Raw genomic sequence first — 13,315 nt, forward strand, 5'->3', positions numbered from 1 at the left:
GCCGCGCGGGAACGATCCGCGTCTAGAACGGAATGTCGTCGTCCATGTCCGCCAGGTTGCCGGCCGGGGACGCCGCCGGGGCGGCGGGCCGGGGCTGCTGCTGGGGCGCGCGCCGGGCCGGCGGCTGGGAGAAGCCGCCCGCGTCGCCGCCGCCCATTTCGCCGCCGCTGTCGCGCCCGCCCAGCATCTGCATCTGGTCGGCGACGATCTCGGTGCTGTAGCGGTCGGCGCCGGTTTCCTTGTCCTGCCACTTGCGGGTCTTCAGGCGGCCCTCGACGTAGACCGAGCGGCCCTTCTTCAGGTATTCGCCGGCGATCTCGGCCAGGCGGTTGTAGAACACCACGCGGTGCCATTCGGTTTCTTCCCGGCGCTCGCCGGAGGCCTTGTCCTTCCACTGGGAGGTGGTGGCGATGGACACGTTGCAGATGGCGGCGCCGTCCGGGCTGTAGCGCACTTCGGGGTCGCGCCCCAGATTGCCGACGAGAATGACTTTGTTGACGGAGGCCATGGCGGAAAATCCTGTAGTTGAACGATGTGGCTGCCATTATCGGGGACGCGGATCGCCCCGGGCGCATCGAAATGCATCAAATGATCATTATCGCCCACGCGGGATTACCCCAACAAGCCATCCCTGTCCCGGCATCCCGGATCGGACGCATGCGCCAGCCGGAGCGCAATCCGACGCGATGGCGCGCCTGCCGCAAGGCGGGCGACGCGACGGGCCCCGCCGCCGGATCAGCGCGCGTCCTTGAACCCCCGCGCCGTGTACAGCCAGACGGCCGCCAGCATGGCGCCGGCCCAGAACACCATGGACGCGCCGCCGCTGCGCGCCAGGATGCCGCCCAGCACGCCGCCGGCGAACACCCCCAGGGACTGGGCGGTGTTGTAGAACCCCAGCGCCAGGCCCTTGTAGGCGGGCGGCGCCACGCGCGACACCAGCGAGGGCTGCAGGGCCTCGAGGATGTTGAAGGCCACGAAGAAGGCGACGAAGGCCAACACCACCAGCCAGAAGGAATCGGTCAGCCAGGGCAGCGCGCCCAGCACCACGGCCAGGCCCAGCACCGCCCATTCGAGCGCGGGCTTGTGGGCCTTGCGCGTCTCGGTGTAGAAGACGGCCGGCACCATCAGGACGAAGGACGCCAGGATGACCGGCAGGTAGACCTGCCACAGGGTGGCGGAATCGTAGCCCCCCAGGCGGCCCAGCAGGCCGGGCGCCACCATGAACAGGGACATCAGGATGAAGTGCAGGCAGAACACGCCGAAATTCAGCCGCAGCAGGTCGCGGTGGCCCAGCACGTCGTGCGCCGTGGCCTGGACGATGTCGGCTTCGGAGCGCGGCACGTCGGGCACGAAGAACATGGCGATCAGCAGGCAGACGAAGCCCAGCAGGCTGATGGCCCAGAACAGCCCCGACAGGCCGAAGGCGCCCACCAGCATGGGCGAGAGCACCAGCGACAGGGCGAAGGACACCCCGATGGAGCCGCCCACCATGGCCATGGCGCGCGTGCGGACCTCGGGGCGGGTGGCATCCGCGATCCAGGCCGTGATGGCGGCCGACACCGCCCCGATCCCCTGGATCACGCGCCCGACCGTCACCCAGTCCACGTCGTTGGTCAGGGCGCAGATCACCCCGCCCGCCACGAACAGCAGCATGCCGAACACGATCACGGGGCGGCGTCCGTAGCGGTCGGACGCCATGCCCAGCGGAATCTGCATGACCGCCTGGGTCAGGCCGTACGCGCCCAGGGCCAGCCCCACCCGCACCGGGTCGTCGCCCCCGGCCAGGGTGCGCGCCGCCACGGCGAAGATCGGCGTCAGCAGGAACAGGCCCAGCATCCGGGCGGCGAACAGCGTGGCCAGGGCGATGCTGCTGCGCCGTTCCAGAGGGGTCAGCCGGAGCATGGGCGAGCGCGAACGAGGGGATGCGGACATGGGGCGGGCCAAAAGAATGGAAGCTGCGCGTTATAGTATCAAGTTGGCCTTTGAAAAACCTGAACCCCCCCACCGGCATGGACGCCATCTGCATCCGCGGCGCGCGCACCCACAATCTGAAGAACGTCTCGGTCGATCTGCCCCGGCGGAAACTGGTCGTGCTCACCGGCCTGTCCGGGTCGGGGAAATCGTCCCTCGCCTTCGACACCCTGTACGCCGAGGGCCAGCGCCGCTACGTCGAGAGCCTGTCGGCCTACGCGCGGCAGTTCCTGCAGATGATGGACAAGCCCGACGTGGACGTCATCACCGGCCTGTCGCCCGCCATCGCCATCGAGCAGAAGACCGCCGGCCACAATCCGCGCTCGACCGTGGGCACGGTCACCGAGATCCACGACTACCTGCGCCTGCTCTACGCCCGGGTCGGCACCCCCTACTGTCCCGAACACGGCCTGCCGCTGCGGGCGCAGAGCGTCAGCCAGATGGTGGACCAGATCCTCGCCCGCCCCGAGGACAGCCGCGTGGCCATCCTGGCGCCGGTGGCCCGCGGCCGGCGCGACGACCTGGCGGCCGAATGCCGCCGCCTGCAGGCGCTGGGCTTCGTGCGGGTGCGCGTCAACGGCGCCATCCAGCCGCTGGACGGCGGCGCGCCGCCGGCGGCGCCCGACGGCCCCTGGGACCTGGACGTGGTCGTGGACCGGCTGCGCGCGCGCCCCGACAGCCGCCAGCGGCTGGCCGAGAGCTTCGAGACCGCGCTGGGCCTGGCGCAGGGCCGCGCCCTGGCGCTGGACCTGGACACCGGGCAGGAGCAGGCCTTTTCCGCCGCCTACGCCTGTCCGGTCTGCGCGCGCGGCATGGGCGCGCTGGAGCCGCGCCTGTTCAGCTTCAACAACCCGGCCGGCGCCTGTCCGACCTGCAACGGCCTGGGCCAGGTGGAAACCTTCGACCCGGCGCGCGTCGTGGCCTTCCCCGAACTGAGCCTGGCCGCGGGCGCCATCCACGGCTGGGACCGCCGCAACGCCTTCAGCTACGCCATGATGGCCAGCCTGGCGCAGCACTACGGCTTCGACCTCGACACGCCCTTCCAGGCGCTGGACCCGGCCGTGCGCGACCGCATCCTGCACGGCTCGGGCAGCCAGGAGATCGCCTTCCAGTACCTTGGCGAAGGCGGCGTGCCCACCTTGCGGCGGCACGCCTTCGAGGGCGTCATCCCCAATCTGGAGCGGCGCTGGCGCGAAACGCATTCCAGCGCCGTGCGCGAGGAACTCGGCCGCCTGCGCCATCTGATCCTCTGCCCGGAATGCCGGGGCGCCCGCCTGTGCTCCGAGGCCCGCAACGTCCTCATCGGCCCGGGAACCTCTGAACAAGTCGAGCGGAAAGCGGGCGCTGTGGGTGGGGATGGGATGCAAGGCGCGAACCGCGGCGATAGCCGCAGCTATCGAGAGGATGAGCAACGCAGCAGACCGCCCGGATCCGCAGATGCACGCGACGCGGTGACTGGTTCAGAGGTTCCCCCGGATCCCGGCCCCGGCGAGCGGCGCGGCCGCGCCCTGTATGAAATCGAATCCCTGTCGCTGGCCGACTGCCGGCAGTGGTTCCTCGACTGGTCGCCGGAGGGCGCGCGGCGCGAGGTCGCCGACCGCATCATCCACGAGATCCGCGCGCGGCTGGACTTCCTGGTCAACGTGGGCCTGGGCTACCTGTCCCTGGACCGGGGCGCCGACACCCTGTCCGGCGGCGAGGCGCAGCGCATCCGCCTGGCGAGCCAGATCGGCTCGGGCCTGACCGGCGTCATGTACGTGCTCGACGAGCCGTCCATCGGCCTGCACCAGCGCGACAACCACCGCCTGATCGACACCCTGCGGCAGCTGCGCGACCTGGGCAACAGCGTGATCGTGGTCGAGCACGACGAGGACATGATCCGCGCCGCCGACCACGTGCTGGACATGGGCCCGGGCGCGGGCGAGCAGGGCGGCTGCGTCATCGCCCAGGGCACCCCCGAGCAGATCATGGCCCAGCCCCAGTCGCTGACCGGCCAGTACCTGTCGGGCGCCCGGCGGATCGCCATCCCGCCGCGCCGCCCGGTCGGGCCGGACCAGGCCTGGCTGCGCGCCCTGGGCTGCCGCGGCCACAATCTGCAGTCGGTGGACCTGGCCATCCCGGTGGGCCGCCTGACCTGCGTCACGGGCGTGTCGGGGTCGGGCAAGTCCACCCTGATCAACGACACCCTGGTGGCCGCGCTCGCCCAGGCGCTGAACCGCGCCCAGACCGATCCCGCCCCGCACGAGCGCATCGAGGGCCTGGAGGCCTTCGACAAGATCATCAGCGTCGACCAGAACCCCATCGGCCGCACGCCGCGCAGCAACCCGGCGACCTACACGGGCCTGTTCACGCCGATCCGCGAGCTGTACGCGGGCGTGCCCGAGGCCCGCCTGCGCGGCTACGACCCGGGGCGCTTTTCCTTCAACGTCAAGGGCGGACGCTGCGAGGCCTGCCAGGGCGACGGCGTGGTGCGGGTGGAAATGCACTTCCTGCCCGACATGTACGTGCCCTGCGAGGTCTGCGAGGGCCGCCGCTACAACCGCGAGACCCTGGACATCCGCTACCGCGGCCTGACCATCAGCGAGGTGCTGGACCTGACGGTGGCCCAGGCCCTGGAGCTGTTCGAGGCGGTGCCCGCCGTGGCCCGCAAGCTGCAGACCCTGATGGACGTCGGCCTGTCCTACATCCGCCTGGGCCAGAGCGCCACCACCCTGTCCGGCGGCGAGGCGCAGCGCATCAAGCTGTCCCAGGAGCTGTCCCGGCGCGGCTCGGAGCGCACCCTGTACGTGCTGGACGAGCCCACCACCGGCCTGCACTTCCACGACATCGAGGTGCTGCTCGACGTGCTGCGGCGCCTGGTGGACGCGGGCAGCACCGTACTGGTGATCGAACACAATCTGGACGTGATCAAGACCGCCGACTGGGTCGTGGACCTGGGCCCCGAAGGCGGCGCGGGCGGCGGCCGGATCGTCGCCCAGGGCACGCCGGAAACCGTCGCCGCCACGCCCGGCAGCCACACCGGCCGGTGGCTCGCGGACGTGCTGGCGCGCACGGCCTGAGCCCGGCCTGGACTCTGCCGAGCCTGGCTCGATCCGGGACGCGGCCGGCTTCAGCCTGATTCAGGATGCGGCCGGCTCTCCCGGCCCTGCGTCCGGGCGGGCGGTCTCGACGCGGTTGCGCCCGCCGGCCTTGGCCCGATAGAGCGCCGCGTCGGCCTGGCCCACCAGGGTCCCGGCCCCATGGGCGTCGTCCAGGTCCATTTCCGCCACGCCGATGCTGATCGTGACCCGGCCCGACAGGCCGTGCGCATGCACGATGCCCAGCGCCTCGACCCGGGCCCGGATGCGCTCGGCCATCGCCTGCGCCGCGCGGACGTCCAGGCCCGGCAGGATCACGGCGAACTCCTCGCCGCCGTAGCGCGCCGCCAGGTCGCCCGGACGGCGCACGGACTCGAGCAGGACCCGGGCCACCTGGCACAGCACGACGTCGCCGGCCGGGTGCCCGAACTGGTCGTTGTAATACTTGAACCAGTCCACATCCAGCATCAGCAGGCTCATCGGCCGCCGGTCGCGGCGGGACCGGTCGCCCTCCTGCGCCAGCACCTCGTCGAAATGGCGGCGGTTCGCCAGCCCCGTCAGGCCGTCGGTGAGCGACAGGCCGACCAGGCGCTGGTTGGCCTCGACGAGCGCCTGCGTGCGTTCGGCCACCTAGCGCTCGAGTTCCCGGGCATGGCTGCGCTGCCGTTCGGCCATGCGATCCAGCGCATGGGCCAGGACGACGATCTCGCGCACCGGGCTGCGGACCGAAGGGCTGGACTGCCCGCCGCCCCCGGCAAGCTCTTCCGCCCAGCGGCTCAGCGACAGCAGGGGGCGCGACAGCCACCAGGCCACCAGCAGCGCGGCCGCCACACCGAACACCCAGAAGCCCAGGATCAGCAGGCCGATGCGGTTCAAGGCCCGTTCGGCCGGCTCGGCGTAGCGGCTTTCCGGCAGCGCCAGGGCGATGGTCAGCATGGGGCCGTCGGGCAGCTGGATCGCCTGCCAGCGGGCCAGGTACCGGCGGCCTTCGACTTCCAGGGACTGCCGGCCCATGACCCGCTCCGAATGCAGGATGCGTGCGCCCAGCAGGCGGATTTCGGGCGACTCGCTCTGATCCGCCAGCACCCGGCGGACCTGCCCGTCCTCCAGGTGGTAGATCGGTTCGCCGCCGGAGCTGGCGAGCAGCGCCCCGCCGGATTCGGCCAGGAAGGCGATGCCGCCGATGCGGACCATTTCCGCGCGCAGGAAGCGGCTGATCTGCGACAGCGCCACATCGGCCGTCAGGACGCCGACGAGGCGGCCGGCCTCGTCGCGCAGGGCGACCGACATGCCCATGCCCATGTCCTCGAACAGGCCGCCCGGGTCGTGGATGGCATAGCGGTAGGCCGGATACCAGCGCAGGCTGCGGGCCTGCAAGGCGGTCTCGAACCAGGGGCGGGTCCGGGCGTCGTAGCGCGGATTGCCGGTGCCCGCCGACGTGCTGGGCCGATTGTCGTCGTCGACCCGGTCGATGCGCAGCACGCCGCCGTCGCTCCGGTCGGCCCGCAGGATGCGCAGGCCCCGCTCGTCGCCCACCGGCGGGCGGCCCGCCGCCAGGTAGCCGCCATCGGCCATGCCGACGGACAGCAGCGTCAACAGGGGCTGCTGGCGCAATTGCAGCAGGAAGCCGCGCAGCAGTTCGTCCCGCCGGTCCAGGCCGACCAGCCCGCTCTTGAACTGGCCGGCGTTGAAGGTCGCGGCCGCGCGCGGCACCTCGAAGAAATCGACGACCTTGTCCCTGAGCTGGTCGGCCAGTTCATCGACCTGCTGCCGTTCGAGGTCCTCGACCGCCTGGATCGAGGCCGTGAACACCAGCCAGCCCGCCAGGCCGACCATCAGCGGCATGGGCGCCAGCGTGGCGATCAGCAGCAGCGTGCGCAGGGACGCCAGCCCGTCGCGCGAAGCGATCCCGCCGGAGCGGGACCACCACACGCCGCGGCGATACAGCACCGCCAGCAGCAGGGCCAGCGTGACGCTGGCCCCCATCCCCCGGATCAGCCAGGCGCGCGCGGGGTCGTAGGCCAGCCCGTCCTTGGGGACGGCGGCCAATTCCCAGGTGGCGTCGGGCAAGACGATCGAAACCTGGACGTGCGGCCGGTCGAACAGCCCGGGCTCGCCGAACAGGCCGTAGGCGGGCCGGTCCTCCTCGCGGCTGCGGATCGCCACGTCGAAGACGGCGTCCGGGCCGATCAGCCCGGCGCGCCGCAGGGTGTTTTCCAGATCGACCGTCAGGGCCGTCATGCCCCGGTAGCCGCCGACGCCCTCGGGCGCGTCGAAGATCGGCATGCGGAAGATCAGGCCGGTGCGCCCCGTCTGCACCAGGCGGGTGGAGCCGTCGATCACCGCCACGCGGTGCTGGATCATGTAGCTGATCTTGGCCATGAACTCGGGCCGCAGGCCGTAGTCCAGGCCGATGACGGGCTCGTTGCCGGCGATCGGGTAGACCTGCTCGATCCGCAGCTTGTGGACGAAGACGATGCTGCGGATGTCGGGCCGGGCCCGCGCCATGCCGGGCGCGATCGAACCGAACGGCCCCGCTTCGCCGCCGGGCGCGGCCGCGAGCGCGGCGGCCAGGCGGCCGTTCAGGTCCTGCAGGGCGCGCAGGTCGTCCCGCAGGCGCGCGGCGCGTTCATCGAACTGCTGGCGGACGCTGGCCATGATGCGCGCCTCGCTGCGGGAACGGTCATAGAACTCCGTGCCCAGCGCGGCCGCGACGCCCAGAAGCAACAGCAGGATCACGACGGACAGCGTGCGCTTCACCCTCGAACCTCCGGTGCCCAAGCCCTGTTTCCGGCAGTTTCTCATCTGCATACATTTCGCGCCACCAGGAAACAGGAAATCCGGCCGGGTGTGGCCGCCACGCCGCGCGGGCCGCGCCGCCCGCGTCCCGTTGCGCGGACTGGGCAACCCGCGCGTCCGACTCTATGATGGACGGCATGCGCATCCTGCTGATCGAAGACGAATCCGAACTGGCCGCGTGGCTGGCCCGCGGCCTGGCCCGCCACGGCGGGTTCATGGTCGACTGGGCCGACGACGCGGAACTGGCCGAACGCCGCCTGGCGGTCGAGGAGTTCGACGCCATCATCCTCGACCTGGGGCTGCCCGGCATGGACGGCCACGCCTTCCTGCGCCGCCTGCGCGGGCGCGACGACCGCTGCCCGGTGCTGGTGCTGACCGCGCGCGATTCGCTGTCCGAGCGCATCGGCACGCTGCACGAAGGTGCCGACGACTTCATGCACAAGCCCTTCGCCATCGAAGAGCTCGAAGCCCGGCTCAACGCCCTGATCCGGCGCAGCCGCGGCCGCGAGCACCCCCGCTGGGTGCTGGGCGACCTGGTGCTGGACATCGGCAGCCAGCGCTTCCTGCACCGCGACGAGCCGCTGAACCTGTCGCCGCGGGAATACGCGGCCCTCAAGGTCCTGATGCAGAAGTCGGGCGAGCCGGTGGCCAAGCAGCAGATCCTGGAGCGCATCAGCCCCGAGGACACGGCGATCAATCCGGAGGCCATCGAAGTGCTGATCCACCGGCTGCGCAAGAAGCTGGCCGGCGCCGGCGTGCAGATCGTCACGCTGCGCGGCATGGGCTACTGCCTGGAGCCGATGCATGACGCGCCGGGCTGAGCGCCGGCCCGGCAGCCTCCGGTCCCTGCTGCTGTGGGTCCTGGTGCCGGCGCAGATCGCGGTCCTGAGCCTGGCCCTGTGGTTCTCCAGCCGCCAGCTGCACCAGCAGGTCGATCTGGCCTACGACCGCTCCCTGGCGGGCGCCCTGCGCGCCATCGATCACAACATCTCCACCGGCAGCGGCGGCCTGTCCGTGGAACTGCCCTACCTGATGCTCGAATTCTTCGAGCTGACCGCCAACGACGCGGTCTACTACCGGATCCTGACCGAGGACGGCCTGGCCGACATCGGCAACCAGGACCTGCCGCTGCCCGACGCGCGCCTGCCCTCGAACGCGCCGGTGTTCTACGACCGCGACTACCTGGGCGCCTCCATCCGCATCGCCGCCCTGGCCCGCCCCATGTCGCCGCCGCTCTACGGGCAGAAGGACGGCCGGATCATCGTCATGGTGGGCGAGGACCGCGGCGGCCGGGACCGGGTGATCCGCGACATGATGGTGCGCAACATCGTGCGCGACCTGATCGAGGTGCTGGCCTCCACCGGCCTGATCGTCGTCGGCGTGCTGATCGGCCTGCGGCCGCTCACGCGCCTGTACCGCGAACTGAAAGGGCGGGCGCCCGACGACCTCAGCCCGATCGCCGCGCCGGAACTCCCGCGCGAGGTCCAGCCGCTGGTGGACGCCGTCAACCAGCACGTCGCCCGCCACGCCCGCCAGGCGCGCCGGCAGCGCCAGTTCCTGGACGACGCCTCGCACCAGCTGCGCACGCCCCTGGCCGTCCTGCGCACCCAGCTGGACTACGCCCTGCGCGAATCCGATCCCGCCGAGGCGCGCGCCGCCCTGCTGGCCATGCGCGGCGGCCTGGACCAGGCGCAGCGCACCGCCGCGCAGATGCTGGCGCTCGCCCGCGCCCGGGGAGCCGACACCCGCGCCAGCCCGCCGGGCCCCGTGGCGCTCACGCCGCTGGCCCAGGACGTCATCCGCCAGCTCTACGGCCTGGCGCGCCAGAAGCGGCAGACCATCGGCATGGAGGGCGGCGAACTCGGCGCCGTCGTGCCGGGGATCGAATGGCTGCTGCGCGAGGCGCTCGTCAACCTGATGGACAACGCCATCAAGTACACGCCCGAGGGCGGCGCCATCACCCTGCGCATCGAGCACACGGCCGCCAGCGTCGTCCTGGGCGTGCGCGACACCGGCCCGGGCATGACCGAGGCCGACATCCGCAAGGCGGGCCGGCGCTTCCGCCGGGGCCGGGCGGGCAAGCGCAGCCACGGCGCGGGCCTGGGCCTGGCCATCGTCCACACCATCATGCGGCGGCACGGCGGCGCCCTGCGCATCGAGCCCGCCGACCCGGGCGTCCTGGTCTCGCTGGTCTTCCCCATCGATCAGGGTTTACCCGGGAATTCGTCTTTTTGAAAGCGAGCGGAAAGCCGGGCCGACCTATGGTGTCGCCAACGCGCCCCGTTCCTTCACCGGCGCGATTTCCCCATTCGAGGAGACTTCCCATGAAATCCCGTTCCCTGTCGCTGCTGCTGGGCGGCGTCCTGCTCTCCCTGGGCCTGGCCGCCCAGGCGGCCCCGACCAAGCCCGAATGCATCGCGCCGGCCAACCCCGGCGGCGGCTTCGACCTGACCTGCCGCCTGGCCCAGGAAGGCCTGAAGGCCTCCGGCGCCCTGGCCGACCCGATGCGCATCGTCTACATGCCCGGCGGCATCGGCGCCGTGGCCTACAACCACGTGATCGCCCAGAAGCCGGACGATGCCAATTCCATCGTGGCCTTTTCCGGCGGCTCGCTGCTGAACCTCGCGCAGAAGAAGTTCGGCCGCTACAACGTCAACGACGTGCGCTGGCTGGCCGCCGTGGGCGCCGACTTCGGCGTGGCGGTGGTGCGCAACGATTCGCCCTACAAGAACCTGAAGGAGCTGATGGCGGCCTTCAAGGAAGACCCCAGCAAGATCGTCCTGGGCGCCGGCGGCACCGTCGGCAGCCAGGACTGGATGAAGGCGGCCCTGACGGCGCGCGCGGCGGGCGTGGACTACCGCAAGATGCGCTTCGTGGCCTTCGAGGGCGGCGGCGACGCGATCACCGCCCTGCGCGGCGGCCACATCCAGGCCTACATGGGCGACGCGGCCGAGGCCTTCACCATGCTCGAAGGCGGCGCCCCGATCCGCGTCCTGGCCGTCTTCAACAACGAACGCCTGCCGGGCAAGCTGTCCTCCGTGCCCACCGCCCAGGAAGAAGGCTTCGACATCCAGTGGCCCATCATCCGCGGCTTCTACCTCGGCCCCAAGGTGTCCGACGCCGACTACCAATGGTGGGTGCAGGCCTTCGACAAGACCCTGGACGACCCGGGCTACGCCGCGCTGCGCGACAAGCAGGGCCTGTTCCCCTTCAAGAAGACCGGCGCCGATCTCGACGCCTACGTCAAGCAGCAGGTGGAAGCCTACGCCAAGCTGGCCAACGAATTCGGCCTGATCCGCTGATCGGCCGACCCGCTGATCCGCTGATTCCTTCATCCCGCCTCCGGGCGCGCGCGGCCAGGTCTCCCCGGCCGCATGCGCCCGGGCCCACACCCGGACTTCGCCATGAGTGATCGTCTATTGGGCGTCTCCGCCCTCGTCTTCGCCGCCCTGATGGCGTGGTTCGGCCACGACCTGCAGGCGCCCTTCTCCTACGAGCCCGTGGGGCCGCGCGCCTTCCCGCTGCTCATCGCGCTGATCGTCGCGCTGTGCGGCGCCTGGCTGCTGTTCAAGAACTGGCGCAGCACGAAGCAGGCGCCCCACATCGACTGGCCGCGCCTGCTGCTGATGGTGGTCTACGTCTTCGGCTACGCCCTGCTGTTCGAGTGGCTCGGCTTCATCATCGCCACCGCCATCGTCACCGTCCTGATCGGCCGCCTGTTCGGCGGCGGCTGGGGCAAGATGATCATCGGCGGCATCACGATGAGCGTGCTGTTCTTCCTGCTGTTCGACCGGGCGCTGGACGTCGTGCTGCCCCTGGGCCTCCTGGAGTTCCTGTCATGAGCCAGATCCTTGACCATCTGAGCATCGGCTTCGATGTCGCCTTTTCCTGGATGAACCTGCTGGTCGCCGCCCTGGGCGCCTTCCTGGGCACCCTGGTCGGCGTGCTGCCGGGCCTGGGGCCGATCAACGGCGTGGCCATGCTCATCCCCATCGCCTACGCGCTCAGCCTGCCGCCCGAGACCGCGCTGATCCTGCTGGCGGCCGTGTACGTGGGTGCCGAATACGGCGGGCGCATCAGCGCCATCCTGATCAACGTGCCGGGCGAAGCCAGCGCCATCATGACCACGCTGGACGGCTATCCGCTGGCGCGCAAGGGCCTGTCCAACGTCGCCCTGTCGCTGTCGGGCTGGTCGGCCTTCTGCGGCGCGCTGATCTCCACGATCGGCGTGATCCTGCTGGCCCCCCTGCTGGCGAGCTGGGCGCTGGCCTTCGGCCCGGCCGAATACTTCGTCCTGATCGTCTTCGCCTTCTGCTGCCTGACCAGCCTGCTGGGCAACCAGCCCGTCAAGGGCACGCTGTCGGCCATGCTGGGCCTGGCCATCGCCACGGTGGGCGTGGATGCCAATTCGGGGGTCTACCGCTACACCTTCGACTCCGTGCACCTGTTCGACGGCATCGACTTCGTGGTCGTGGTGATCGCGCTGTTCGCCATCGCCGAGCTGCTGGAACTGCTGGAATCCACCATCCGCGGCGAGGCGCCGGAGGTCCCGCCCAACGAGCGCAAGCTGTTCAACCTGAAAGAGCTGCTGTTCACCAAATGGACCGTGCTGCGCGGCTCGCTGCTGGGCTTCTTCATCGGCGTGCTGCCCGGCGCGGGCGCCAGCGTGGCGTCCGCCGTGGCCTACTCCAACGAAAAGCGCTACCAGGAAGGCCGCGACCCCAACGCCTGCTTCGGCGAGGGCGACCTGCGCGGCGTGACCGCGCCGGAAGCCGCCTCCACGGCGTCGGCCGTCGGCTCCTTCGTGCCCATGCTGACCCTGGGCGTGCCCGGCTCCGGCACCACGGCGGTGATGATGGGCGCGCTGACCCTCTACAACATCACCCCCGGCCCGGTGCTGTTCGACACCAAGCCGGAACTGGTCTGGGGCCTGGTCGCCTCGCTGTTCATCGCCAACGTGCTGCTGTTCCTGATGAACATCCCCATGGTGCGGGTCTTCTCGAAGGTCCTGTCGCTGCCCAACTGGCTGCTGGTGCCCGGCATCCTGTGCATCAGCTACATCGGGGTGTACGCGATCAACGCCGGCACCTTCGACCTGACCATGGCCGCCTTCCTGGGCGTGGTGGGCTACCTGCTGCGCAAGGCCGGCGTGCCCATGGCGCCGATGGTGCTGGGGGTGGTGCTGGGCGACATGATGGAGCAGAACCTGCGCCGCGCGCTGTCCATCACCAACGGCGAACTGCACATCCTGTGGGACAGCCCGATCGCCCTGGGCCTGTGGATCGTCTCGCTGCTGATCGTCGTCGTCCCGCCGGTGATGCGCCGCCGCCGCGCCAGGCGGCGCCAGCGGGGCGAGGCCGTCGGCGCCGAGCTCGTCGCCTCCGACGATTGAGCGGGCCGCCCCCGTCCCGGCGGGCTCGGCCAGCATGGGACCAGGCGGCCGTCCGACCACGCGGCCACCCGATCTC

Annotated in this window: 10 protein-coding genes; 6 read left to right on the top strand and 4 right to left on the bottom strand. The window is 71.0% G+C overall.

What is annotated here, in order from left to right; genetic code table 11:
- Positions 1-22 precede the first annotated feature (22 nt).
- Together ssb and HNR28_RS01080 are read right to left on the bottom strand one after the other, a co-directional pair.
- Positions 23-508, bottom strand: a complete 486-nt coding sequence (gene ssb, locus HNR28_RS01075) for a single-stranded DNA-binding protein (RefSeq protein WP_151024909.1) — start codon at positions 506-508, stop codon at positions 23-25.
- A gap of 227 nt (positions 509-735) precedes the next feature.
- Positions 736-1,932 (bottom strand): MFS transporter, encoded by a 1,197-nt coding sequence (locus HNR28_RS01080; RefSeq protein ID WP_151024908.1) that lies wholly within the window; start codon positions 1,930-1,932, stop codon positions 736-738.
- Between the two features lie 77 nt (positions 1,933-2,009).
- On the opposite strand from HNR28_RS01080, the gene uvrA reads away from it, so the two are divergent.
- The gene (uvrA, locus tag HNR28_RS18195; RefSeq protein ID WP_244978152.1) at positions 2,010-5,030 is read left to right on the top strand and encodes an excinuclease ABC subunit UvrA; all 3,021 of its coding nucleotides are present in this window, start codon (positions 2,010-2,012) and stop codon (positions 5,028-5,030) included.
- Between the two features lie 60 nt (positions 5,031-5,090).
- On the opposite strand, the gene HNR28_RS01095 is transcribed toward uvrA, so the two are convergent.
- Positions 5,091-5,678, bottom strand: coding sequence for a GGDEF domain-containing protein (locus HNR28_RS01095; protein ID WP_151024907.1), 588 nt, complete (start codon positions 5,676-5,678; stop codon positions 5,091-5,093).
- A complete protein-coding gene (locus tag HNR28_RS01100; protein WP_170288485.1) occupies positions 5,679-7,808 on the bottom strand; it encodes a CHASE domain-containing protein in 2,130 nt (709 codons plus the stop codon).
- A gap of 176 nt (positions 7,809-7,984) precedes the next feature.
- Here HNR28_RS01100 and HNR28_RS01105 point away from each other — a divergent pair, with 176 nt between their 5' ends.
- From HNR28_RS01105 to HNR28_RS01125, 5 genes are all read left to right on the top strand, one after another.
- Positions 7,985-8,668, top strand: a complete 684-nt coding sequence (locus HNR28_RS01105; protein ID WP_043685484.1) for a response regulator — start codon at positions 7,985-7,987, stop codon at positions 8,666-8,668.
- Positions 8,652-10,082, top strand: a complete 1,431-nt coding sequence (locus HNR28_RS01110; protein WP_170288484.1) for a sensor histidine kinase — start codon at positions 8,652-8,654, stop codon at positions 10,080-10,082. The genes HNR28_RS01105 and HNR28_RS01110 overlap by 17 nt, the downstream gene beginning before the upstream one ends.
- An 89-nt stretch (positions 10,083-10,171) precedes the next feature.
- Complete coding sequence (locus HNR28_RS01115) at positions 10,172-11,149, top strand: Bug family tripartite tricarboxylate transporter substrate binding protein (protein ID WP_043679532.1); 978 nt, start codon at positions 10,172-10,174, stop codon at positions 11,147-11,149.
- Between the two features lie 102 nt (positions 11,150-11,251).
- Positions 11,252-11,689, top strand: coding sequence for a tripartite tricarboxylate transporter TctB family protein (locus HNR28_RS01120; RefSeq protein WP_151024905.1), 438 nt, complete (start codon positions 11,252-11,254; stop codon positions 11,687-11,689).
- A complete protein-coding gene (locus tag HNR28_RS01125; RefSeq protein WP_043679527.1) occupies positions 11,686-13,239 on the top strand; it encodes a tripartite tricarboxylate transporter permease in 1,554 nt (517 codons plus the stop codon). The genes HNR28_RS01120 and HNR28_RS01125 overlap by 4 nt, the downstream gene beginning before the upstream one ends.
- Positions 13,240-13,315: the final 76 nt, after the last annotated feature.

The organism is Castellaniella defragrans, from assembly GCF_014203015.1.
GTDB lineage: Bacteria > Pseudomonadota > Gammaproteobacteria > Burkholderiales > Burkholderiaceae_B > Castellaniella > Castellaniella defragrans.